General features: G+C 71.9%; 26 protein-coding genes. 7 read left to right on the top strand and 19 right to left on the bottom strand.

The annotated features are described in order from the left end of the window. Window positions 1-47: 47 nt before the first annotated feature. Both ACF073_RS39820 and ACF073_RS39815 read right to left on the bottom strand, forming a co-directional pair. Complete coding sequence (locus ACF073_RS39820) at window positions 48-746, bottom strand: hypothetical protein (RefSeq protein ID WP_392076420.1); 699 nt, start codon at window positions 744-746, stop codon at window positions 48-50. Beyond that, the gene (locus ACF073_RS39815) at window positions 743-883 is read right to left on the bottom strand and encodes a hypothetical protein (RefSeq protein ID WP_392076419.1); all 141 of its coding nucleotides are present in this window, start codon (window positions 881-883) and stop codon (window positions 743-745) included. Before ACF073_RS39815 ends, ACF073_RS39820 begins: the two co-directional genes overlap by 4 nt. Before the next feature lie 170 nt (window positions 884-1,053). On the opposite strand from ACF073_RS39815, the gene dapA reads away from it, so the two are divergent. Then, window positions 1,054-1,953, top strand: coding sequence for a 4-hydroxy-tetrahydrodipicolinate synthase (gene dapA / locus ACF073_RS39810; protein ID WP_392076418.1), 900 nt, complete (start codon window positions 1,054-1,056; stop codon window positions 1,951-1,953). Here the strand turns inward: dapA and ACF073_RS39805 are convergent, their stop codons facing one another. After that, window positions 1,954-3,198, bottom strand: a complete 1,245-nt coding sequence (locus ACF073_RS39805; RefSeq protein WP_392076417.1) for a WD40 repeat domain-containing protein — start codon at window positions 3,196-3,198, stop codon at window positions 1,954-1,956. Continuing rightward, window positions 3,195-3,746 carry a SigE family RNA polymerase sigma factor gene (locus ACF073_RS39800; RefSeq protein WP_392076416.1) on the bottom strand — a complete coding sequence of 184 codons (552 nt, stop codon included), beginning with the start codon at window positions 3,744-3,746 and terminating at the stop codon, window positions 3,195-3,197. Before ACF073_RS39800 ends, ACF073_RS39805 begins: the two co-directional genes overlap by 4 nt. Before the next feature lie 142 nt (window positions 3,747-3,888). Here ACF073_RS39800 and ACF073_RS39795 point away from each other — a divergent pair, with 142 nt between their 5' ends. Beyond that, window positions 3,889-4,395: a hypothetical protein gene (locus ACF073_RS39795; protein WP_392076415.1), complete on the top strand. Its 507-nt coding sequence runs from the start codon at window positions 3,889-3,891 to the stop codon at window positions 4,393-4,395. A gap of 49 nt (window positions 4,396-4,444) precedes the next feature. Here ACF073_RS39795 and dapD read toward each other — a convergent pair whose 3' ends face one another. The 11 genes from dapD to ACF073_RS39740 form a co-directional block, all read right to left on the bottom strand. Then, on the bottom strand, window positions 4,445-5,431 hold the full coding sequence (gene dapD, locus ACF073_RS39790; RefSeq protein WP_392076414.1) for a 2,3,4,5-tetrahydropyridine-2,6-dicarboxylate N-succinyltransferase: 987 nt from the start codon (window positions 5,429-5,431) through the stop codon (window positions 4,445-4,447). Between the two features lie 63 nt (window positions 5,432-5,494). Then, window positions 5,495-6,028 carry a TetR/AcrR family transcriptional regulator gene (locus ACF073_RS39785; RefSeq protein ID WP_392076413.1) on the bottom strand — a complete coding sequence of 178 codons (534 nt, stop codon included), beginning with the start codon at window positions 6,026-6,028 and terminating at the stop codon, window positions 5,495-5,497. Continuing rightward, window positions 6,028-6,351, bottom strand: a complete 324-nt coding sequence (locus ACF073_RS39780; protein ID WP_392076412.1) for a DMT family transporter — start codon at window positions 6,349-6,351, stop codon at window positions 6,028-6,030. The genes ACF073_RS39785 and ACF073_RS39780 overlap by 1 nt, the downstream gene beginning before the upstream one ends. Before the next feature lie 128 nt (window positions 6,352-6,479). Then, window positions 6,480-6,812, bottom strand: a complete 333-nt coding sequence (locus ACF073_RS39775) for a metal-sulfur cluster assembly factor (RefSeq protein WP_152771493.1) — start codon at window positions 6,810-6,812, stop codon at window positions 6,480-6,482. Then, a complete protein-coding gene (gene sufU, locus ACF073_RS39770; protein ID WP_392076454.1) occupies window positions 6,809-7,276 on the bottom strand; it encodes a Fe-S cluster assembly sulfur transfer protein SufU in 468 nt (155 codons plus the stop codon). Before sufU ends, ACF073_RS39775 begins: the two co-directional genes overlap by 4 nt. A 20-nt stretch (window positions 7,277-7,296) precedes the next feature. Beyond that, window positions 7,297-8,553 (bottom strand): cysteine desulfurase, encoded by a 1,257-nt coding sequence (locus tag ACF073_RS39765; RefSeq protein WP_392076411.1) that lies wholly within the window; start codon window positions 8,551-8,553, stop codon window positions 7,297-7,299. Next, window positions 8,550-9,314 (bottom strand): Fe-S cluster assembly ATPase SufC, encoded by a 765-nt coding sequence (sufC, locus tag ACF073_RS39760; RefSeq protein ID WP_392076410.1) that lies wholly within the window; start codon window positions 9,312-9,314, stop codon window positions 8,550-8,552. The genes ACF073_RS39765 and sufC overlap by 4 nt, the downstream gene beginning before the upstream one ends. Before the next feature lie 7 nt (window positions 9,315-9,321). After that, window positions 9,322-9,642, bottom strand: coding sequence for a non-heme iron oxygenase ferredoxin subunit (locus tag ACF073_RS39755; RefSeq protein ID WP_392076409.1), 321 nt, complete (start codon window positions 9,640-9,642; stop codon window positions 9,322-9,324). Beyond that, window positions 9,639-10,859 carry a Fe-S cluster assembly protein SufD gene (sufD, locus tag ACF073_RS39750; RefSeq protein WP_392076408.1) on the bottom strand — a complete coding sequence of 407 codons (1,221 nt, stop codon included), beginning with the start codon at window positions 10,857-10,859 and terminating at the stop codon, window positions 9,639-9,641. Before sufD ends, ACF073_RS39755 begins: the two co-directional genes overlap by 4 nt. A 57-nt stretch (window positions 10,860-10,916) precedes the next feature. Beyond that, window positions 10,917-12,338, bottom strand: coding sequence for a Fe-S cluster assembly protein SufB (sufB, locus tag ACF073_RS39745; RefSeq protein ID WP_392076407.1), 1,422 nt, complete (start codon window positions 12,336-12,338; stop codon window positions 10,917-10,919). Beyond that, on the bottom strand, window positions 12,335-13,069 hold the full coding sequence (locus ACF073_RS39740; RefSeq protein WP_392076406.1) for a helix-turn-helix transcriptional regulator: 735 nt from the start codon (window positions 13,067-13,069) through the stop codon (window positions 12,335-12,337). Before ACF073_RS39740 ends, sufB begins: the two co-directional genes overlap by 4 nt. A 183-nt stretch (window positions 13,070-13,252) precedes the next feature. Here ACF073_RS39740 and ACF073_RS39735 point away from each other — a divergent pair, with 183 nt between their 5' ends. The 4 genes from ACF073_RS39735 (at window position 13,253) to ACF073_RS39720 (ending at window position 16,881) form a co-directional block, all read left to right on the top strand. After that, window positions 13,253-14,068 carry an aminoglycoside N(3)-acetyltransferase gene (locus tag ACF073_RS39735; RefSeq protein WP_392076405.1) on the top strand — a complete coding sequence of 272 codons (816 nt, stop codon included), beginning with the start codon at window positions 13,253-13,255 and terminating at the stop codon, window positions 14,066-14,068. A 31-nt stretch (window positions 14,069-14,099) separates the two neighbouring features. After that, entirely contained in the window at window positions 14,100-15,023 is a 924-nt protein-coding gene (locus tag ACF073_RS39730) for an ABC transporter ATP-binding protein (protein WP_392076404.1), read from the top strand. 50 nt (window positions 15,024-15,073) lie between these two features. After that, entirely contained in the window at window positions 15,074-15,790 is a 717-nt protein-coding gene (locus tag ACF073_RS39725) for an ABC transporter permease (RefSeq protein WP_392076453.1), read from the top strand. Between the two features lie 80 nt (window positions 15,791-15,870). Further along, entirely contained in the window at window positions 15,871-16,881 is a 1,011-nt protein-coding gene (locus ACF073_RS39720; RefSeq protein WP_392076403.1) for a heme A synthase, read from the top strand. Window positions 16,882-16,916: 35 nt separating this feature from the next. On the opposite strand, the gene ACF073_RS39715 is transcribed toward ACF073_RS39720, so the two are convergent. From ACF073_RS39715 to ACF073_RS39700, 4 genes are all read right to left on the bottom strand, one after another. After that, entirely contained in the window at window positions 16,917-17,666 is a 750-nt protein-coding gene (locus ACF073_RS39715) for a nucleotidyltransferase domain-containing protein (protein WP_392076402.1), read from the bottom strand. 51 nt (window positions 17,667-17,717) lie between these two features. Then, window positions 17,718-18,824, bottom strand: a complete 1,107-nt coding sequence (locus ACF073_RS39710) for an amidohydrolase family protein (RefSeq protein ID WP_392076401.1) — start codon at window positions 18,822-18,824, stop codon at window positions 17,718-17,720. A 145-nt stretch (window positions 18,825-18,969) separates the two neighbouring features. Continuing rightward, complete coding sequence (locus ACF073_RS39705; protein ID WP_392076400.1) at window positions 18,970-19,290, bottom strand: hypothetical protein; 321 nt, start codon at window positions 19,288-19,290, stop codon at window positions 18,970-18,972. Between the two features lie 69 nt (window positions 19,291-19,359). After that, window positions 19,360-20,364 carry a heme o synthase gene (locus ACF073_RS39700; RefSeq protein ID WP_392076399.1) on the bottom strand — a complete coding sequence of 335 codons (1,005 nt, stop codon included), beginning with the start codon at window positions 20,362-20,364 and terminating at the stop codon, window positions 19,360-19,362. Window positions 20,365-20,726: 362 nt separating this feature from the next. Between ACF073_RS39700 and tkt the strand changes: the two genes are divergently transcribed. After that, complete coding sequence (tkt, locus tag ACF073_RS39695; RefSeq protein WP_392076398.1) at window positions 20,727-22,814, top strand: transketolase; 2,088 nt, start codon at window positions 20,727-20,729, stop codon at window positions 22,812-22,814. Window positions 22,815-22,833 lie beyond the last annotated feature (19 nt).

The raw sequence follows: 22,833 nt of genomic DNA, 5'->3' as shown, positions 1-22,833 counted from the left end.
CCGCCTCCTCGCTGTGCGGAACGTACGGGTACCCGGACCGGACGCGCTCAGCCCTGCCCGCCGCCCTCCCGGTCGCCCAGGCGTGCCAGCTGGGACTGGAACCAGTCGAGACGGGCCTGCAACAGGGCCGCCTCGGCGACGAGTTCGGGCACCCCGGGATCGGCGGCGAGCCCGGAATCCGCGGCCACCGCGCCGGCCCCGCCCGCCCCGCCGTCCCCAGGGGTCATCCGCAGCCCGTGCCCGGCCAGCCGGGCGAACCCCGCGAGCGAGACGGCCGTACGCCCGCGCACACAGCCCGCGCAGACGGCGGCCAGGACCCGCCAGCCGGGTCGGCCCCAGCCTGCGTCGGCCAGCGCGACCGCCCGGGCGCCGCAGCCGCAGGGTCCGGCCGCGGCCGTGCGCACCCGCTGCCGGGCGTAGCGGAAGCCGCGCTCGAAGCGCAGGTAGGCGCCGAGGACGGAGACCTCCAGCAGGACGGCCCCCCGGTGTTCGGCGGTGCACAGCAGGGCCTCGGCCGCCGCCCGGTCGTGCACGCAGTGGAAGCCGCAGTCGCACCGGCGCACGGGCGGGCGGTGCCGCAGGCCGTAGACGCAGGAGGCGTCGTCGAGCACGCCGTACGGCAGCGCGCCGCCGAGCGACACACCGGTGAACCCGGCCCGGGTGCCGTCCTGGGACAGCACCGGGTGGGCGATCTTGTATCCGGTCGGCGGCTCCGTCGGGCGTTCCGCCGGGAGCCGCAGCCTCATCGGGCGGCCGGGACCTCTTCGCGGGCCGGCTCGGCCGGTGCGGTGCGGGCGGTCTCCTCGGGGAGCGGCGCCTCCTCCTCACGGACCGGCTGCCGCTCCTCGGCGACCCCGGTGGCCAGTGCCTTGCCGAGCTTCATGGTGCCTCCCATGACCTGACGCAGGTGACCCTCCGGCCATAGTGACCCATGAGGTGCCGAGTTGGACACAGGGACTCCGGCCGCAGGGCCAGAACCCATCAGCATCACTTAGCAATACCTCGTAGAAAAATTAAGTAGAGCTTCATCGACGTGCTGCCGAGACTACTCCCATGACGCATACGCGCACGCCCCCGCCGTTCGGTCGCACGCTCTGCGCGATGATCACGCCGTTCACCGAGGCGGGCTCGCTCGACCTGGACGGCGCCCAGCGGCTGGCCGCGCGGCTGGTGGCGGAAGGCTGCGACGGCCTGGTGCTGAACGGCACCACGGGCGAGTCGCCCACCACCACCGACGCGGAGAAGGCGCGGCTGGTCACAGCCGTCCGGGAGGCGGTCGGCACGGGGACCTCGCTGGTCGCGGGCGTGGGCACGTCCGACACCCGGCACACGGTGGAGCTGGCGCTCGCGGCCGGGAAGGCGGGCGCCGACGGCGTCCTGGTGGTGACGCCGTACTACAGCCGGCCCCCGCAGGAGGCCGTGGCCGAGCACTTCCGCCGGGTCGCCGACGCGAGCGGGCTCCCGGTGATGCTGTACGACATCCCGGGCCGCACCGGCACCCGGATCGAGCCGGAGACGATGCTCCGGCTCGCCGGGCACCCGCGGATCGTGGCCGTCAAGGACTGCTCCTACGACCTCCTCGGCACCCAGAAGGTGCTGGCCCGGACGGAGTTGGCGTACTACGCGGGCTGCGACGAACATGTGCTGGCGCTGTACGCGGTCGGCGCGGCGGGCTGTGTGAGCACTATCGCGAACGCCGTACCGGCCCATGTCGCCGCGGTCCTGGCCGCGTTCGACGCCGGCGACACCGCGCGGGCGCGGGAACTCCAGCTTGCGGCCGTGCCGTTGATCGAGGCGGTGACGGGCGCGGACCTGCCCGGCACGGTCACCGCCAAGGCCCTGCTGGCCCGCCTCGGCCTGCCGGCGGGACCGGTCCGCGCACCACTGCTGCCCGCCGGCCGGGAGACGGCCGACGGGCTGCTGGCGGCGTACGAGGCGCTCACCGCGCCCTGATCAGCGGCGGGCGAAGACGGGCTCCCACGGCTCCCGCACATCGGTCGGCTTCCACGGCTCCTGGACACCGCTGAGCGGTACGACCTTGTCGCTGCCGATCGTGACCAGCACCAGCCGGGGCCGGTACTCCTCCTCCAGGCTCGTCACCCGCTCCCAGGCGATGAGGTGCTTCTCGTCGGCCCAGGCGAGCAGGTGGCCGCCGCGGACCTTGGTGATCTCCTTGCCCGTGCGGGGATCACGCACGGAGGACCAGGACCGGCCGGGGGAGCCGCCGGCCTCCTTCGCCAGACCGAGCGCGGCGAGCCCGCCGCTCGGGGACAGCCGCGCGGGGACGTCCGACCGCAGGTACCGCTCGTTCGCGGGCGCCGCGGTCTTCCTCCCGTTGAGGTCGTAGAACTGCTGCAGGCCGTCCCGGCCGCCGAGGTACCGCCCGTACACCAGCCGGCCGGAGCGGCTGTAGGCGAAGTCCATGCGGGAGCCGATGTCGCGGCCGGAGGCGACCGGGCTCCAGGAACCCGCGCCGGAGGCCACGTCGAGGTCGTAGAACCCGGACCGGCTCGACGCGCCGAAGCCCGCCGTCCACGTCCACCGGTCCCTTCCGTGGCTGTCGAACAGCTTCTCCCTGGTCCTCAGATCGGGGTTCTCGCCGTACGTCGTCGCGACGAGCCGGGTGCCGTCGTACGAGAACGCGAGTCCCCCGACGCCGTGCCGGACCGGGATCCACCGCTCGACCTCCCCCGTCGCGAGGTCGAGCAGGCCGATCCTGCGGGCGGGCAGGTCCCGCTCCAGCACGGCGGCGGTCTTCAGGCCCGGGGCGACGGCGACGAAGGACCAGCGGGCGTCCTTCTCGTACCGCCCGGTCCCGGGGTCGAGCAGCCGGTAGGTACGCTCCGCCACGCCCCGGGTGGCCGTCCGCGGCCGGATCTCCGCCGTGTAGTAGGCGGCCAGCGCGGCGTCCCCGGCGCCGATCCGCTCACGCGGCGGCGACTGGTCCGGGTGGGCCTGGATCCCCGGGGAGTCCACCACCTGCGACGGCCGTACGTCGCGGCCGCGGCCGGAGTCCAGCAGCGGCACCCCCACGGCGACGGCGACCACGGCGGCGGTGGCCGCGGCGACGGACACGAACCTGCGGGTGCGGCGGCGCCTGCGCACGCCCAGCACCCGGTCGGCGAAGCCCGCCGGGGCCGGCGGCTGCCCGTCGGCCTCCTCCCGCAGCGCCTCACGCACGAGTTCCTCGACGTTCACGGACGCACCTCCACGGGCGAGAAGTCACGGGACGGCTGCGGCGGCCGGCGGTCGACGGCCGCCAGCTCGGGCGCGATCTCGCGCAGCCGGGCCAAGGAGCGGTGGGTGGTGGACCGCACGGTGCCGACGGAGCAGCCCAGCACCCGGGCCACCTCGGCCTCCGGCAGGTCCTCGAAGTAGCGCAGCACCAGCACGGTGCGCTGGCGGACGGTGAGCCGGGACAGCGCGCCGCGCAGCAGCAGCCGCAGCTCGGCCGCGCCCGAGGCGTCCGGGGTGTGGCCGGCCTCCGGCGGTTGGGCGACCGTGATCTCGCGCCGGCGCCACTTCAGCCGCCAGCGGCTGATCTGCTGCCGGTACAGGATCCGCCGGACGTACGCCTCCGGCTCGTCGATGCGCTGCCACCGCCCGGCCGCCTTGACCAGCGCGTTCTGCAGCAGGTCCTCGGCCGCGTGGCGGTCCCCGCCGCAGAGCAGGACGGCGGTCTTCAGCAGCGCGGACGATCTGCCGGCCACGAAATCCCGGAAACTCTCCTGCGCTTCGGCATCCATCGCCACCTTCTCTTCTCCCGGGCCGCACCCGGTGGTCCGGGCCCCACACCCCTACTGACGTGTACACCCGCCCGCCGCTATGCCTGCCGCCGCGAAGAAATTTCCATAGATCCGCCCGCCGCCCCCGCCGTACGGTGTCCCTGTGAGCCGCCCGCTGCTGTTCCTGGACGTCGACGGCCCCCTCAACCCGTACGCGGCCCAGCCGGAACGCCGGCCCGAGGGGTGTACGACGATCCGGGTGCCGCTGCCCTCCCGGCGGCGCCCGCTGCGGGTCTGGCTGAACCCGGACCACGGCCCGGCGCTGCTGGCGCTCGGCTACGAACTGTGCTGGGCGACGAGCTGGATGACGCAGGCCAACGTCTGGATCGCCCCGGTCGTCGGTCTGCCCGAGCTGCCCTGCGTCGACTTCGGGACCGGTCTGTTCGCCGAGCGCCCGGACGGAGTGCACTGGAAGACGGAGGCGATCGTGGCGTACGCCGGGGGCCGGCCGTTCGCCTGGGTGGACGACGAGCAGAGCCCGGCCGACACGCTGTACGTCAGGGACCGGCATCCCGGCCCCGCCCTGCTCCACCACGTGGACCCGCGGCTCGGCCTGCGCGAGCCGGACTTCGCGGCGCTGCGCGCGTTCGCGGCGGCACCGCACACGTGACGGGGCGCCCGCCACCGTGAGGTGAGGGGCGCCCCGGGCGACTGGTGCGTCAGTTGTGGCTGTGCAGGACGTCGTTCAGGCCGCCCCAGACCGCGTTGTTCGGGCGGGCCTCGACGGCGCCGGTGACCGAGTTGCGGCGGAAGAGGATGTGGGAGGCGCCGTTCAGCTCGCGGGCCTTGACGATCTGGCCGTCGGGCATGGTGACCCGGGTGCCCGCGGTGATGTACAGGCCGGCCTCGACCACGCACTCGTCGCCGAGGGCGATGCCGACGCCCGCCTCGGCGCCGATCAGGGAGCGCTCGCCGATGGAGATGATCACGTTGCCGCCGCCGGACAGGGTGCCCATGGTGGAGGCGCCGCCGCCGATGTCCGAGCCGTCGCCGACCACGACACCCGCGGAGATCCGTCCCTCGACCATGGAGGTGCCGAGCGTGCCCGCGTTGAAGTTGACGAAGCCCTCGTGCATGACCGTGGTGCCCGCGGCGAGGTGCGCGCCCAGGCGGACCCGGTCGGCGTCGGCGATGCGCACGCCCTTCGGGGCGACGTAGTCCGTCATGCGCGGGAACTTGTCGACCGAGGTCACCTGGAGGTGCAGGCCCTCGGCGCGGGCGTTCAGCCGCACCTTCTCGATGTCGTCCACGGCGACCGGGCCGAGCGAGGTCCAGGCGACGTTGGCGAGGTGGCCGAAGATGCCGTCCAGGTTCTGGCCGTGCGGCTTGACCAGGCGGTGCGAGAGCAGGTGCAGGCGCAGGTAGACGTCGTGCGCGTCGACCGGCTTGGCGTCCAGCGAGGAGATGACCGTGCGGACCGCGACCACCTCGACGCCCCGGCGGGCGTCCGGGCCGGCCGCCTTGGCCGCGCCCTCGCCCAGCAGCTCGGCCGCCCGCTCGGCGGTCAGCCGCTCGGTGCCGGACGGGCCCGGCTCCTCGACCAGCTCGGGGGCCGGGAACCAGGTGTCGAGGACGGTGCCGTCGGAGGCGAGGGTGGCGAGGCCGGCGGCGACGGCGCCGGTGGTACGGGTTGCAGACTCGGTCATGGGCAAAACCTAACGCGGGCGGGGCGGTGAGGGCGAACCGCGTCTCACGTGCCGGGCGCCGCTTCAGGGGATCAGCCGAGCCAGCATGGTCCGCGCGTACTCCTCGTCGTAGGAACCGCCCGTCAGCAGGACCTGGAGGCCGATGCCGTCCATCAGCGCGAGCAGGGCCCGTGCCGTGACCGGGTCGGTGCGCCGGGCCAGCAGCGCCGCCGCCTGCTCGGTCCACTCGGCGGCGACGGGACGCAGCGCGGGGCGGCGCAGGGCGGCCAGATACAGCTCGTACTCCAGCTCCACGCCGGTGCGCTCACCGCCCAGCCACTCCCCCAGCACCCGGGCGAGGTCCGCCGCGAGGTCGCCCCCGCCCGCCTCGGGCAGCAGTTCGGCCAGCACCCCGGCGAACCCCTCGTTCGCCTGCCGCAACGCGGCCACCAGCAGCTCTTCCAGGGTGGCGAAGTGGTAGGTGGTGGAGCCGAGCGGTACGTCGGCCTCGGCGGCCGCCGTACGGTGGCTCAGCCCCGCGATGCCGTCGCGGCCGACCACCCGGATCGCGGCATCGGTGATCCGCTGCCGGCGCTCGGGGTCGTAGCGGCGGGCCATCAGTGGCTCGCCCCGCCCAGGTTCAGCACGACGACTCCCCCGATGATCAGCAGGATCCCGGCGACCTTGGGCACGCTCAGCCCCTCCCCGAACAGCAGCAGCCCGAGCACGGCGATGGCCGCGGTGCCCACGCCGGACCATATGGCGTAGGCGGTGCCGATCTGGACGGTCTTCAGCGTGTGGGCCAGCAGCGCGAACGAGACGACGTATCCCAGGGCGGTCGCGAGCGAGGGCCAGAACCGGCTGAAGCCCTCGGTGTACTTCATCGCCGTCGTGGCGGCGACCTCGGCGGCGATCGCGCCGGCGAGCGTCAGGTATCCCATGTGTACGAGCGTACACAACGCTGCGTACACGCGTACACGACGAGCCGGTCCGAGGCCGCGCACGACGAAGCGGCGGCACCCGGGCGGGGTGCCGCCGCTTCACGCGCGCGGTGCGGACCGATCCGGGCTCAGACGTTGAACCCGAGCGCCCGCAGCTGTTCGCGGCCGTCGTCCGTGATCTTGTCGGGGCCCCACGGGGGCATCCAGACCCAGTTGATGCGCAACTCGCTGACCAGGCCGTCCGTGGCGGACTTGGCCTGGTCCTCGATGACGTCCGTCAGCGGGCAGGCCGCCGACGTCAGGGTCATGTCGATCGTCGCGATGTTCGCGTCGTCGACGTGGATGCCGTAGATCAGCCCGAGGTTGACGACGTCGATGCCCAGCTCGGGGTCGACGACGTCGTACAGCGCCTCGCGGAGTTCCTCCTCCGAGGCCGGCTTCATCTCGACGGTGTCACTCATGCGGTCTTCCTTTCGGCTTCGGCGCCATCCAGTGCCTGGGCCGTCGCGTCCTTCCACGCCATCCAGCTCAGGAGGGCGCACTTGACCCGCGCGGGGTACTTGGAGACACCGGCGAACGCGACCGCGTCCTCCAGCACCTCCTCCATCGCGTCATCGGGCTCGATCTTGCCCTTGGACTGCATCAGCTCCAGGAAGGTCTCCTGGATCCGCTGCGCCTCGGCCAGCTCCTTGCCGACCAGCAGCTCGTTCAGCACGGAGGCGGAGGCCTGGCTGATGGAGCAGCCCTGGCCCTCGTACGAGACGTCCTCGATCTTCGTGCCGGCGTACTTCACGCGCAGGGTGATCTCATCGCCGCAGGTCGGGTTCACGTGGTGCACCTCGGCGTCGCCATCGCGCAGACCACGCCCGTGCGGGTGCTTGTAGTGGTCCAGGATGACGTCCTGGTACATCGAGTCCAGCTTCACGGTGTCAGCCCTCACGCCTCTCAGCCGAAGAAGTTCCGTACGTGCTCCAGACCGTCGACCAGAGCGTCGATCTCGGCCGGCGTGGAGTACAGATAGAACGACGCTCGCGTGGTCGCAGGAATTCCGTAGCGGAGGCAGACCGGGCGGGCGCAGTGGTGTCCCACGCGTACCGCGATGCCCTGCTCGTCCAGGACCTGGCCCACGTCGTGCGGGTGGATGTCACCGAGGGTGAAGGAGATCGCCGCCCCGCGGTCCTCGGCCGTCGTCGGGCCGATGATCCTGAGGTCCGGGACCTGCGCCAGGCGCCGCACCGCGTACTCGGTCAGCGCGTGCTCGTGGGCGAGGATCCGGTCCATGCCGATGGCGTTCAGGTAGTCGATCGCCGCGCCGAGACCGACCGCCTGGGCGATCGGCGGGGTGCCCGCCTCGAACTTGTGCGGCGCCGGGGCGTAGGTCGAGGAGTGCATCGAGACGGTCTCGATCATCTCGCCGCCGCCCAGGAACGGGGGCAGGTCCTCCAGCAGCTCCTGGCGGCCCCAGAGGACGCCGATGCCGGTCGGACCGCACATCTTGTGGCCGGTGAAGGCCACGAAGTCGGCCTGCAGGGCCTGCACGTCCAGCGGCATGTGCGGGGCGGCCTGGGACGCGTCGATGCAGACGAGCGCGCCGACCTCCTGGGCGCGGCGGACTATCGCCTCGACCGGGTTGACGGTGCCCAGGATGTTCGACACCAGCACGAAGGAGACGATCTTCGTCTTCTCGGTGATGATCTCGTCGATGTTGGACAGGTCGAGGCGGCCGTCGTCGGTGAGGCCGAACCACTTCAGCTTCGCGCCCGTGCGCTGCGCGAGCAGCTGCCACGGCACGATGTTGGAGTGGTGCTCCATCTCCGTGATGACGATCTCGGTCTCGTGGTCCACCCGGTAGGGCTCGTCGGCCCAGCCCAGCATGTTCGCCACGAGGTTCAGCGACTCGGAGGCGTTCTTGGTGAAGATCACCTCGTCGCGGCTGGGCGCGTTGACGAACTCGGCGACCTTGTCGCGCGCGCCCTCGTACAGCGCCGTGGCCTCCTCGGCGAGCACATGCACACCGCGGTGGACGTTGGCGTTGTAGCGCTCGTAGTACTCGCTCAGGGCGTCCAGCACCTGGCGCGGCTTCTGCGAGGTCGCCGCGTTGTCCAGGTACACGAGCTTCCGGTCGTCGTGGACCAGCCGGTCCAGGATGGGGAAGTCCTTGCGGATCGCCTCGGTGTCGAGGAGGCCCGGCAGCTGTGTCACGCGGATACGCCACCCTTCGTGTATGCCTCGTAGCCCTCGTTCTCCAGCTTGTCGGCCAGCTCGGCGCCGCCGGACTCGACGATGCGGCCGGCCGAGAACACGTGGACGAAGTCGGGCTTGATGTAGCGCAGGATGCGCGTGTAGTGCGTGATCAGCAGGGTGCCGACCTCGCCGGTCTCGCGGACGCGGTTCACACCCTCCGACACGATGCGCAGCGCGTCGACGTCCAGGCCGGAGTCGGTCTCGTCGAGGATCGCGACCTTCGGCTTGAGCAGCTCCAGCTGGAGGATCTCGTGGCGCTTCTTCTCACCGCCGGAGAAGCCCTCGTTCACGTTGCGCTCGGCGAAGGCCGGGTCCATGTTGAGGCGCTCCATGGCCCCCTTGACCTCCTTCACCCAGGTGCGCAGCTTCGGGGCCTCGCCGCGGACGGCGGTGGCGGAGGTGCGCAGGAAGTTGGAGACGGAGACGCCGGGGACCTCGACCGGGTACTGCATCGCCAGGAACAGGCCGGCGCGGGCGCGCTCGTCGACGGACATCTCCAGGACGTCCTCGCCGTCGAGCAGCACGGTGCCGCCGGTGATCGTGTACTTCGGGTGACCCGCCAGCGAGTAGGCGAGGGTCGACTTGCCCGAGCCGTTGGGGCCCATGATGGCGTGCGTCTCGCCCTGCTTCACGGTGAGGTCGACGCCCTTGAGGATCTCCTTCGTGGCGTTGTCGGCCTCGACGGTGACGTGCAGGTCTCGGATTTCAAGCGTTGCCATGGGTGCCTCAGGACTCCTGGGTGAGGGAGACGAGAACGTCGTCCCCTTCGATCTTTACGGGGTATACGGGGACGGGGCGCGTCGCGGGGAGGCCGGACGGCTTGCCGGTGCGCAGGTCGAAGGCGGAGCCGTGCAGCCAGCACTCGATCTGGCAGTCCTCCACCTCGCCCTCGGACAGGGAGACGTTCGCGTGCGAGCAGATGTCGTGGATCGCGAACACCTCGCCCTCGGTCCGCACGACCGAGACCGGCGTGCCGTCGAGTTCCACCCGCTTCGGGGTGTCCTCCGCCAGCTCGCTCAGCCCGCAGGCGCGTACGAAGGTCGTCATGCGACCGCTGCCTCCAGCTCCGCCTCGATCTTGGCGAGCAGGCGCTCCTCGATGTCGGTGACACCGATCTGCTGGACCAGCTCGGCGAAGAAGCCGCGGACCACGAGACGGCGGGCGTCGTGCTCCGGGATGCCGCGGGCCATCAGGTAGAAGAGCTGCTCGTCGTCGAAGCGGCCGGTGGCGGAGGCGTGGCCGGCGCCGACGATCTCACCGGTCTCGATCTCCAGGTTCGGCACCGAGTCGACACGCGCGCCGTCCGTGAGGACCAGGTTGCGGTTCATCTCGTAGGTGTCCGTGCCCTCGGCCTTGGCCTCGATGAGCACGTCGCCGATCCAGACCGCGTGCGCCGCCTCGCCCTGGAGCGCGCCCTTGTAGACGACGTTCGACTTGCAGTGCGGGGTGTTGTGGTCGACCAGGAGGCGGTGCTCCTGGTGCTGCCCGGCGTCGGTGAAGTACAGGCCGAGCAGCTCGGCCTCGCCGCCGGTGCCGGCGTACTCCACGCGCGGGTGCAGGCGGACCAGGTCGCCGCCGAAGGTGACGACCACGGACTTGAAGGAGGCGTCCCGGCCGACCAGCGCGTTGTGCTGGGCGACGTGGACGGCCTTGTCGTCCCAGTCCTGCACGGAGACGACGGTCAGCTTGGCGCCGTCGCCGACGAGGTAGTCGACATTGCCCGCGAGCACCGCGTCACCGGTGTGGTCGATGACCACGACGGCCTCGGCGAAGGCGCCCAGCTCGATCACCTGGTGACCGTAGGCGACCCCGCCCGCGCCGTGCACGGCGATGCGGATCGGCTCGGTGAGCACCGTGTCCTTGGCGACGGTGATCACGCCGGCCTGCTCGAACGCCGAGTACGCCTGGGCGGCGACCCGGTCCACGGGGGTGCCCGCCCGGCCGATCCGGGCGTCGTCGCGGCCGACGGTCTCGACGGTGACGCCCTCGGGGGCCTCGACCGTGATCTTCACGCCCTCGCCGTTGGCGACGGCGGTGCCGTCGTGCAGCCCGCGCAGGCGCTCCAGCGGCGTGAACCGCCACTCCTCCTCGCGGCCGTGCGGCACCGGGAAGTCCGCCACGTCGAAGGACGGGGGCGCGCTCATGCGCGTGGCGACGGTCGACTCGGCGGCCACCGCGATCTGGCCCGCGGTGGTGGAGCCCACGGGTGGGGGTCCCCCCGCCCGAACGGACTTGAGGGTGGGGGAGTTCTGAGCCTCAGCCATGGCTGTCGGTCTGCTCGCTTTCTTACGTGAGGGGCTTGATGGGGACGAGGGCGGTGCTTAGCCGACCGCGCCTTCCATCTGGAGCTCGATCAGCCGGTTGAGTTCGAGGGCGTACTCCATGGGCAGCTCCTTGGCGATCGGCTCGACGAAGCCGCGCACGATCATCGCCATCGCCTCGAACTCGGTCAGGCCGCGGCTCATCAGGTAGAAGAGCTGGTCCTCGGAGACCTTGGAGACGGTCGCCTCGTGGCCCATGGACACGTCGTCCTCGCGGACGTCCACGTAGGGGTAGGTGTCCGAGCGGGAGATCGTGTCGACGAGCAGCGCGTCGCACAGCACGTTCGACTTCGAGCCGTGGGCACCCTCGCCGATCTCCACCAGGCCGCGGTAGGAGGTACGGCCACCACCGCGCGCCACCGACTTGGAGACGATGTTGGACGAGGTGTTCGGCGCCATGTGGACCATCTTGGAGCCGGCGTCCTGGTGCTGGCCCTCGCCCGCGAAGGCGATGGAGAGGGTCTCGCCCTTGGCGTGCTCGCCCATCAGGTAGACGGCCGGGTACTTCATCGTCACCTTGGAGCCGATGTTGCCGTCGATCCACTCCATGGTCGCGCCCTCGTAGGCCACGGCGCGCTTGGTGACCAGGTTGTAGACGTTGTTCGACCAGTTCTGGATGGTCGTGTAACGGCAGCGGGCGTTCTTCTTGACGATGATCTCGACGACCGCGGAGTGCAGCGAGTCCGACTTGTAGATCGGGGCGGTGCAGCCCTCGACGTAGTGCACGTAGGCACCCTCGTCGACGATGATCAGCGTCCGCTCGAACTGGCCCATGTTCTCCGTGTTGATACGGAAGTAGGCCTGGAGCGGGATCTCGACGTGCACGCCCTTCGGCACGTAGATGAAGGAGCCGCCGGACCACACGGCGCTGTTCAGCGAGGCGAACTTGTTGTCGCCCACGGGGATGACGGTCCCGAAGTACTCCTTGAAGAGCTCCGGGTGCTCCTTCAGCGCGGTGTCGGTGTCCAGGAAGATGACGCCCTGCTCCTCCAGGTCCTCGCGGATCTGGTGGTAGACGACCTCGGACTCGTACTGGGCCGCGACACCGGCGACGAGGCGCTGCTTCTCCGCCTCGGGGATGCCGAGCTTGTCGTACGTGTTCTTGATGTCCTCGGGCAGGTCCTCCCAGGACTCCGCCTGCTTCTCCGTGGAGCGCACGAAGTACTTGATGTTGTCGAAGTCGATGCCCGAGAGGTCCGAGCCCCAGTTCGGCATCGGCTTCTTCTCGAAGAGCTTCAGGCCCTTCAGGCGCAGCTTGGTCATCCACTCCGGCTCGGCCTTCTTGCCCGAGATGTCACGGACGACGTCCTCGTTGAGGCCGCGCCGTGCGGAGGCACCGGCCACGTCGGAATCGGCCCAGCCGTATTCGTACTTGCCCAGGCCCTCGAGTTCGGGGTGAGCAGTCTCCGTGGGGAGAGTCATGCGGGGTTCCTCCCGGCCGTGCTTGCAGGTGCGTCAGTGGAAATCTTGGGGATGAACGTCGTGCAGACGCCGTCGCCGTGCGCGATGGTCGCCAGTCGCTGGACGTGGGTACCCAGCAGCTCGGCGAAGATCTCCGTCTCCGCCTCGCACAGCTGGGGGAACTGTTCCGCTACATGGGCGACCGGGCAGTGGTGCTGGCAGAGCTGCTCGCCGACCGGTGCGCTGCGCGCCGTTGCAGCGTACCCGTCGACGCTCAAGGCCCTGGCCAGTGCTTCGGCCCGTTTGTCGGGCGGCACGGCCTCGATCGCCTTGCGGTACGCGCGCGCCTGGGCGGTGATCCGGGCGCGGGCGAAGCGGGTGACCGCCTCGGGGCCGCCCCCGTGCTCGGCGATCCAGCGGAGCGCGTCCACGGCGAGCTTGTCGTAGGACTGGTCGAAGGCGTCCCGGCCGCAGTCGGTGAGTGCGAAGACCTTGGCGGGCCGGCCGCGCGTGCGCGTGCCGTACACCCGCTGCTCGCGCGCCTCCACGACGTCGTCGGCGACCAGCGCGTCCAGGTGCCGGCGGACGGCTGCCTGGGTCAGGCCCAGCCGGCCGGCGAGTTCGGCGACGGTCGACGGCCCGTGGTCCAGGATGGACCGCGCGACCCGGTTGCGCGTGGAGCGCTCACCGGTCGCTAGCTCCTCCTGGGGGGTCCCCGTGGGGGTCTCCCGAGCCTCGCCGACGTTTTTCACAACGCCATTGTTGCGTAATTCCTTGGAGCCTGACAAGCGCGTCCGGATCATCGAGCGGTGCCCTGCGTCACTTAGGCATACCTAATCTGACCTGCGCAAACGATCTTCTGATCGATCATTTCCGGCCGCCGGCCCGGCGAATTCGGTGGCGTCCCGCGGCCCCGTCCGGAAGACTCCCGAACCATGCCCGCACCCCCTCCGACCGGCCCTCTTGTCACGCGCGACACCCTCGCAGCACAGCTTCGCCTGCTCGGTGTCGAGACCGGCGAGATCCTCCTCGTACATTCCTCGCTCAGCTCCCTCGGCTGGGTGAACGGGGGTGCCGTCGCCGTGGTCCAGGCACTCCTCGACGCACTCGGTCCGAGCGGCACGCTCGTCGTGCCCGCCCAGACCGGCGACCAGTCCGACCCGGCCGTCTGGTCGGATCCGCCGGTGCCCGAGGAGTGGTGGGACCGGATCCGCGCCACCATGCCCCCGTACGACCCGCTGATCACCCCCGCCCGCGGGGTCGGCGTCGTCCCGGAGACCGTGCGGACCTGGCCCGGCGCCCTGCGCAGCGCGCACCCGCAGACCTCCTTCGCCGCCCTCGGGCCCCGCGCGCGGGAGATCACCGAGGGCCACGCCCCGGACTGCCGGCTCGGCGAGCACAGCCCGCTGGCCCGGCTGGAGCGGCTGGGCGCCCGCGTGCTGCTGCTCGGCGCGGGCTACGCCTCCTGCACCGCCTTCCACCTCGCCGAATACCGCATACCGGCGCCCCGCGTGCGGGTCGGCCGGCCGGCCCCGGACGGCGGCTGGGAGACCGTGGTCGAGGTCTCGATCACCTCCGACCGGTTCGAGGAGCTGGGGCACGACTACGAGCGGGACCGGCCCGTCGTGCGCGGACGGGCCGGCGCGGCGCACGCCCGGCTGTTCCCGGTGGCCGACGCCGTGGCCTACGCCGAGCGGTGGCTGCCGCTGCACCGGCCCCGTGCGGAGGAGTTCCCCCACCCGCCCTCCTGAGCGGCGCGCGGTCTCCCTAGACTCTGGACCCATGCGAAGTGAGCCCGTGGTCCAGGTCCAGGCCCTGGTGAAGCGGTACGGCACGAAGACCGCGGTGGACGGCCTCGACCTGGCCGCCCGACCGGGCGTGACCGCCGTACTCGGCCCCAACGGGGCGGGAAAGACGACCACGGTCGAGACCTGCGAGGGGTACCGGAAGCCGGATTCCGGCACGGTGCGCGTCCTGGGCCTCGACCCCGTACGCCAGTCCGCCGAGCTGCGGCCCCGGATCGGCGTGATGCTGCAGTCCGGCGGCGTGTACCCGAGCGCCCGCGCCGACGAGATGCTCCGGCACGTCGCGAAGCTGCACGCGCACCCGCTGGACGTCGACGCCCTCGTGGAACGCCTCGGCCTCGGCTCCTGCGGCCGGACCGCCTACCGCCGGCTCTCCGGCGGCCAGCAGCAGCGTCTGGCGCTCGCCATGGCCGTCGTGGGCCGCCCGGAACTGGTCTTCCTCGACGAGCCGACGGCCGGCCTCGACCCGCAGGCCCGCCGGGCCACCTGGGACCTGGTGCGGGACCTGCGCGCCGACGGCGTCTCGGTGATCCTCACCACCCACCACATGGACGAGGCCGAGCAGCTCGCCGACGACGTGGCGATCATCGACGGCGGCCGGGTCATCGCCCAGGGCTCCCCCGAGGAACTGTGCAAGGGCGGCGCCGAGAACACCCTGCGCTTCACCGGCCGCCCGGGGCTCGACGTCGGGTCCCTGCTCAAGGCCCTGCCGGCGGACTGCGCCGCCGCCGAGCTGACCCCCGGCTCCTACCGGGTCGCCGGCAAGGTCGACCCCCAGCTGCTGGCCACGGTGACCTCCTGGTGCGCCCAGCACGGGGTGATGCCGGACCGGATCTCGGTGGAGCGGCACACGCTGGAGGACGTCTTCCTGGAACTGACCGGCAAGGAGCTGCGCTCGTGACCACCGCGGGTACCTACACCCCGAAGCCCCAGGCGGCGCCGCTCCCCCGCATGATCGCGGCCCAGGCGGCGCTGGAGACGAGGATGCTGCTGCGCAACGGCGAGCAGCTGCTGCTGACGGTCGTCATCCCGACCCTGCTGCTGGTGCTCTTCAGCTCCGTCGACGTCGTGGACACCGGCAAGGGCGAGGCCGTCGACTTCCTCGCCCCCGGCATCCTCGCGCTGGCCGTGATGTCCACGGCGTTCACCGGCCAGGCCATCGCCACCGGCTTCGAGCGCCGCTACGGCGTCCTGAAGCGGCTCGCCTCCTCGCCGCTGCCCCGCTGGGGCCTGATGACCGCGAAGACGGTGTCCGTGCTGGTCACGGAGATCCTCCAGGTCGTCCTGCTCACCGTCATCGCCTTCGCGCTCGGCTGGTCCCCGCACGGCAGCCCCGCCGCGGTCCTGCTGCTGCTCGTCGTCGGCACCGCCGCCTTCTCCGGGCTCGGCCTGCTGATGGCGGGCACGCTGAAGGCGGAGGCCACGCTGGCCGCGGCCAACCTGGTCTTCCTGCTGCTGCTGGTGGGCGGCGGCGTGATCGTGCCGCTGGAGAAGTTCGGCTCGGCGGGGCAGGACATGCTCGGCCTGCTGCCGATCTCCGCGCTCTCCGACGGCCTGCGGGACGTGCTCCAGCACGGCGCCGGGATGCCCTGGGGCGACCTGGGGATCCTCGCCGTGTGGGCGGCGGCCGGGCTGGCCGCGGCGGGCCGCTTCTTCCGCTGGGAGTGATCCCCCGGCCGAAAGCCACCGGGACGCGCCGGGCGCGTGGGGGCGACCCTCGTGAACGCGTGCACAAGCGGCGGCCTACGATGGTGCGCGTGCCAAAGCTGACCCGTGCCGACGCCGAAGCGGCCCTGCGCAACCCGCTCGCCTTCATCGCCGCCCGCTGGACCCCGGATTCCCGGACGGTCCGGCGCGCGGCCCTCGCCGCACTCGTCATGTCGGTGGCCATCGTCGTCACCGGCGGTGCCGTCCGGCTGACCGGCTCGGGCCTCGGCTGCCCGACGTGGCCCACCTGCACCGAGGACTCGCTGACCACCACCCGGGCCATGGGCTTCCACGGGTTCGTCGAGTTCGGCAACCGCATGCTGACGTACGTGCTCTGCGCGGCCGTCGGCTGGGCGATCATCGCCGCCCGCGCCCAGAAGCCCTGGCGGCGCGGTCTGACCCGGCTCGGCTGGGCCCAGTTCTGGGTGGTCATGGGCAACGCGGTGCTCGGTGGCATCGTCGTCCTGGTCGGCCTGAACCCGTACACGGTCGCCGCGCACTTCCTGCTCTCCACCTGCCTGATCGCCCTGGCCACGGTGACGTGGCAGCGCACCCGTGAGGGCGACGGGGCGCCGCGCCCGCTGGTCGGCAAGGCCGTGCAGCAGCTGGTGTGGTTCCTGGTGGCCGCGACCGTGCTGCTCATCGCGGCCGGCACGGTGGTGACCGGGGCCGGGCCGCACGCCGGCGACTCCAGCGAGGTCGAGCGCATCCCGATCGACTGGGAGACGGTCGCCAAGCTGCACGCGGTGCTCGCCTGGATCGTGGTGACGCTGACGTTCGCGCTGTGGTTCGTGCTGAAGGCGGTCGACGCGCCGAAGGGCCCGCTGGCCCGCACGCGCGAGCTGTTCCTGGTGCTGCTCGCCCAGGGCGTGATCGGTTACGTGCAGTACTTCACCCATCTGCCCGAGGTGCTGGTCGCCCTGCACATGCTCGGCTCCTGCCTGATCTGGATCGCCACCGTGCGGGTCCTGCTCGCGCTGCGCGAGCGCCCGGAGAGCGCCCTCGACCTGCCGGGCCCCTCGGCCGAGATCACCGTCGGCGCGCGCGCCTGAGCCGCCCGCGCGGCCGGCCGGCCCGGCCGCGTCCCTCACCCGTACGTGGTGACCAGGGCGTCGATCGCCGGGCCCAGGAAGGCGCGGGCCGCCTCGGCCCGGCGGCCCCGCCAGGCGTCCGAGGCGGGGGCGGGGGCGGGGGTGCCGTAGCGCCGGCGGGTGATGTCCTCGACGACCTCGGCCGGAGCGCCGAGCGCGGACAGCTCCGCCAGCGCCTCCCGCTTGGAGATCAGCCGTCCCTCGCGCAGGGTGACGCCAGCCCGGGCGAAGGTCAGCAGGCCCAGGTCGACCCAGACGTCCCGCCGCCACAGCCGCGCCCTGTCCACCGCCGGGCGCCAGAAGTCGCGCTGGTCGCGGACGACGAACTCGGCGAGCTGCCGGTCCGGTACCGGCGGGAGCAGCGCGGCCGGCGTGCCGCCGTACAGCACACGCCCGAACGCGTGCAGCTCGCGCCGGGTGACCGGGGTGACCGGACGGCGCAGCAGACCGTCGTGCGCCCAGGTGAGGTGCGAGCGCCCGGGGTCGTCCAGCACCGCCGGGGCGAGATAGCCGCAGTGGAGGAGCCGCACGGCCGGCGGCGCGGCCCGCCGCAGCCGGTGGTGCAGGGTGGCCACCCGCCAGACCTCCTTCGGACCGAGCGGCCTCGGCAGTACGGCGATGAGGTCCAGGTCGCTGCGCCCCTCCTGGTAGTCGCCGCCGGCCAGGGAGCCGTGGGCCCAGACGGCGAGGGGACGCAGGGGCGCGAGGCGGCGCAGGAAGGCGTCGAGCAGCATGTCTGTCCGCATCGGGCCAGTCTGCTCACCGGGGCGCGCGCTGTCACCCGCCCCGCGCCCGCCTCAGTCGAGGCCGTACACCCGTCGCGCGTTGTCCGACGCGATCAGCCGGGCCACCCGCTGGGCGTCCTCCGGGGACCACGCCCCGTCGGCGACCCAGCTGCCCAGGACCCGCTCCAGCGCGTCGCGGAACAGGTGGGCGCCGACGACGTGCAGCTCGGGCAGGCCCTGGGCGCCGGTGGAGAAGAGGATCTTGCCGAAGGGGGCCAGCTCCAGGATCTCGGCGAGGACCGTGGCCGCCCGGGCGCCGGTGCGCACGAGCGCGGCGCCCGAGTCGGCGTAGACGTGCGGGAAGACCCCGGCCAGGTGGGCGGCGTGGCGGTGGTACGGATAGCCGTGCAGCAGGACCAGGTCGGTGCCGAGGCCCGCGGTGGCGCGGACGAAGTCGGTGAGCAGCACCGGGTCCGTGCGGTCGATGCGGGAGCCGGGTTCGCCGAGGCCCGCGTGCAGCTGCAGGGGCCGCCCGGACGCGATCGCGATCCACAGCAGGTGCCGCAGCAGTACGGCGTCCGTGAGCGTGCCGCCGACCCGCCGCCCGGCCAGCCAGCGGCCCGCCGCGCCCCGCACCTCCCCGGGCCCCGGCGGCTGAGGCGCGAGGGCGAGGCCGTGCCGGAGGCCGGCGACGGAGGTGAAGGCGACGGCGGTCGACGCGGCTCCGTGCACCGACTCGGCGAGGTTGGCGAGAAAGCACTCGACGGTGCCCGAGGTGTCGGCGACCTGCTCGGCCAGCAGTTCGAGCCGGACGATCTCGTGGGCGTGGGCGGCCCCGGCCGAGGCCAGTTCGGCGGGGCTGGTGAGGTCGCCCGGCAGCCCCGTGTCGACCAGGTACGTCGTGATGCCGCTGCCGCGCAGCAGCCGCCGGTCCGACTCCAGGACGCCCAGTTCCCGGCGCCGGGCCAGGTAGTGGGCGGGCGGGCAGTGCGGTTCGAGGCCGAGCAGGGGCGGGCACCAGCGCCGTACGGCGAAGCCCGTCTGCGTGTCGAACAGGGTGGTGCCCGGTGCGGGCGGCCCCTCGGTACGGGACAGCTGGGCCTCGAAGGTGCCGAGGCCCAGCTCGGTCCGCAGTACGCCATGGCAGTACTGGTCCACGAGGGACGGCGTTTCGATCATTCCGGCTCCCCGTACGACGTGGTCTTGCACGTCCTAACGGGTGAACCGGGTGTGAGGTCGCGGTCCGGCCCCGGTCGCGGTCCGGCCCGGGGTCGCACTCACGCCAGGGGCGCGGGCCGTCCGGCGAGCGCGCGGCGCGCGCCGCTCAGCCGCCGAGCTGGATGCCGGCCATCCGCTTCCACTCGTACGGCCCCGTCGTCACCTTCGCGGCGAACTCGCCGTCGAAGGACTCGTGCACGGTGATGCCGGCCTTCGCCACGGCCTGCTCCGCGATCTCGGTGCTGGGCGCCACCAGGTCGCCCCAGCCGCCGTCCTCGCCGACGAGGACGATGCGGGCGCCGCGTTCGCCGATGTGGGCGACCTGGCCCTCCGCGCCGCCGTGCGCCTTCGCGAAGGCGCTGATCTGGTGGGCGAGCCGGGACACCTTGCGCTCGGCCCGCGCGTCAACCTGCTGCGTGTCTGCCATGGCCAGGATGCTACTCACCGGTAGATCGGCTGGCGAGGGCAGGGCCCTGTGACGTACGCCCGGCGCGCGTCAGCGCAGGAAGGGGTCCACAGCCACCGCCACGAACAGCAGCGACACATAGGTGATCGACCAGTGGAAGAGCCGCATCTCCTTGAGCTTGCCGCCGGTGGCCTCGGACTTGGCCCGGTTCTGCAGGGCGTGCGCCTCCCACAGCCACCAGCCGCCCGCCGCGAGGGCGACCAGCGTGTAGAACCAGCCCGTGTAGCCGAGCGGGGTGAGGAGGAGGGAGACGGCGACCATCACCCAGCTGTAGATGACGATCTGCTTGGCGACGACCTTGTTGGAGGCGATGACCGGCAGCATCGGGACGCCCACGCGCGCGTAGTCGTCCTTCACCTTCATGGACAGCGGCCAGTAGTGCGGCGGCGTCCAGAAGAAGATCACCAGGAAGAGGATGACCGGCGCCCAGGAGAGCGAGTCCGTCACGGCCGACCAGCCGATCAGCACCGGCATGCAGCCGGCGATGCCGCCCCACACGATGTTCTGCGACGTACGCCGTTTGAGGATCATCGTGTAGACGACGACGTAGAAAAGGAGCGCCCCGAGTGAGAGCCAGGCGCTCAGCCAGTTGACGGTGAGTCCGAACAGCAGCGTCGAGACCACCGCGAGGGTGATGCCGAAGGCCAGGCACTCGCGCGGGCTGACCATCCCGGTCACCAGCGGGCGCTGCGAGGTGCGGTCCATCAGGGCGTCGATGTCCCGGTCGATGTACATGTTCAGCGCGTTGGCGCCGCCCGCCGACAGGTAGCCGCCGACACAGGTCAGCAGCACGAGGACGAGGTCGGGCACCCCCCGCTGCGCCAGGAACATCACCGGCACGGTGGTGATGAGCAGCAGCTCGATGATCCGCGGCTTGGTCAGCGCCACGAACGCCTTGACACGGGCCCCGAACGGCCGCTGAACCGGGCCCGGGCTCGCACCACCGAGCCCACCCTCCCCTAGCGCCTTAAGGGCCTGGGAGGTGCCCCCAGGACGCGATTCGACGGCCGTCACGCACACCCCTGACAGAGACATCCCAGCAAGCCCTCCCGTGTGAAGTACCGGTAAAGGCTCGCGCGTACCACGCCACTTTAGACGTTGCCCATACCCCGGCCTTCGCGGGGGTGGGGTCGTGTTGGCGGGGGCGACCCGACGTGCGTACAGAGGCTCGAATGAGCAGTCAGATGAGCGGCTCCGTATTCATGTGCCCGATGGCTTTCCGGCCAGTCGGGAGGCGGATCGCATCGACTCCCGGCAGTCTGGAAACACTCGAAAAAACGCACGTCCTTACGGGGGTAGGCTCGACAACGGCCGGCGGGCAGAAGCACGCCGGCGGCCGGGTGGGCGTATGCCCCGACGACCGGCGACCGACATGTGGAGAGGAGCCCTGACCCAGGGTGAGCACCAAGCCGACCACCACAGACCTTGAGTGGACCGAGCTGGACCAGCGGGCCGTGGACACCGCCCGTGTCCTGGCCGCAGACGCCGTACAGAAGGTCGGCAACGGCCATCCCGGTACGGCGATGAGCCTGGCCCCGGCCGCCTACACCCTCTTCCAGAAGGTGATGCGGCACGACCCGGCCGACCCGGAGTGGGTCGGGCGCGACCGCTTCGTGCTGTCCGCCGGCCACTCGTCCCTGACCCTCTACACCCAGCTCTACCTGGCCGGCTTCGGCCTGGAGCTGGACGATCTGAAGGCATTCAGGACGTGGGGCTCCAAGACCCCGGGCCACCCCGAGTACGGGCACACCAAGGGCGTCGAGACCACCACGGGCCCGCTGGGCCAGGGTGTCGCCAACGCGGTGGGCATGGCGATGGCCGCTCGCTACGAGCGCGGTCTGTTCGACCCGGAGGCCCCGGCCGGCGACTCCCCCTTCGACCACTTCGTCTTCTGCATCGCCGGTGACGGCTGCCTCCAGGAGGGCATCTCCGCCGAGGCGTCCTCGCTCGCCGGCCACCAGAAGCTCGGCAACCTGGTCCTGCTGTGGGACGACAACCACATCTCGATCGAGGGCGACACCGAGACGGCCGTCTCCGAGGACACCGTCAAGCGGTACGAGGCCTACGGCTGGCACGTCCAGCGGGTGGCGGCCCAGGACAACGGCGACCTCGACCCGGCGGCGATCTTCGCCGCGATCGAGGAGGCCAAGCGGGTCACCGACCGCCCCTCCTTCATCGCGATGCGCTCGATCATCGCCTGGCCCGCCCCGAGCGCGCAGAACACCGAGGCCGCGCACGGCTCGGCGCTGGGCGACGAGGAGGTCGCGGCCACCAAGCGCGTCCTCGGCTTCGACCCGGAGCAGTCCTTCGAGGTCTCCGACGAGGTCATCGCCCACACCCGCAAGGCGCTGGAACGCGGTGCCCAGGCGAAGGCCGAGTGGGAGAAGTCGTTCCAGGTGTGGCGGGACGGCAACCCGGAGCGCGCCGCCGACTTCGACCGGATCGCCAAGGGCGAGCTGCCCACCGGCTGGGAGGAGAAGGTCCCGGTCTTCGAGCCGGGCAAGGGTGTCGCGACGCGTGCCGCCTCCGGCAAGGTGCTCCAGGCGCTCGGCGCGGTCATCCCCGAGCTGTGGGGCGGCTCCGCCGACCTCGCCGGGTCGAACAACACGACCATCGACAAGGACAGCTCCTTCCTCCCCGAGGGCAACCCGCTGCCGGAGGCCGACCCGTACGGCCGCACGATCCACTTCGGCATCCGCGAGCACTCCATGGGCGCCGAGCTGAACGGCATCACCCTGCACGGCAACACCCGTGTCTACGGCGGCACGTTCCTCGTCTTCTCCGACTACATGCGCAACGCGGTGCGGCTGTCGGCCCTGATGCACCTGCCGGTGACGTACGTGTGGACGCACGACTCCATCGGCCTCGGCGAGGACGGCCCGACCCACCAGCCGGTCGAGCACCTGGCCTCGCTGCGCGCGATCCCCGGCCTGAACGTCGTCCGCCCCGCGGACGCCAACGAGACCGCGATCGCCTGGCGCGAGATCCTCAAGCGGTACACCAAGGAGTTCGGCAAGGGGCAGCCGCACGGTCTCGCGCTCACCCGCCAGGGCGTGCCGGTTTACGAGCCGAACGAGGACGCCACCCGTGGCGGCTACGTCCTGTTCGAGGCCGAGGGCGGCGAGGCGCAGGTGATCCTGATCGCCACCGGTTCCGAGGTCCATGTGGCCGTGGAGGCCCGTGAGCAGCTCCAGGCCGACGGCGTGCCCACCCGGGTCGTCTCGATGCCGTGCGTGGAGTGGTTCGAGGAGCAGGACCAGGGGTACCGGGACTCCGTGCTTCCGCCGTCCGTCAAGGCCCGCGTCTCCGTCGAGGCGGGCATCGGCCTCACCTGGCACAAGTACGTCGGGGACGCCGGCCGCATCGTTTCCCTGGAGCACTTCGGTGCGTCCGCCGACGGCAAGGTGCTCTTCCGCGAGTTCGGCTTCACCCCCGAGAACGTGGCCGCCAAGGCCAGGGAATCCCTCGCCGCCGCCCAGCGCTGACGCTCATATACGACACGTA

Source organism: Streptomyces sp. NPDC015171 (assembly GCF_043079545.1).
Classification (GTDB): Bacteria; Actinomycetota; Actinomycetes; order Streptomycetales; family Streptomycetaceae; genus Streptomyces.
This window is presented reverse-complemented; position numbering and strand designations above follow the sequence as displayed.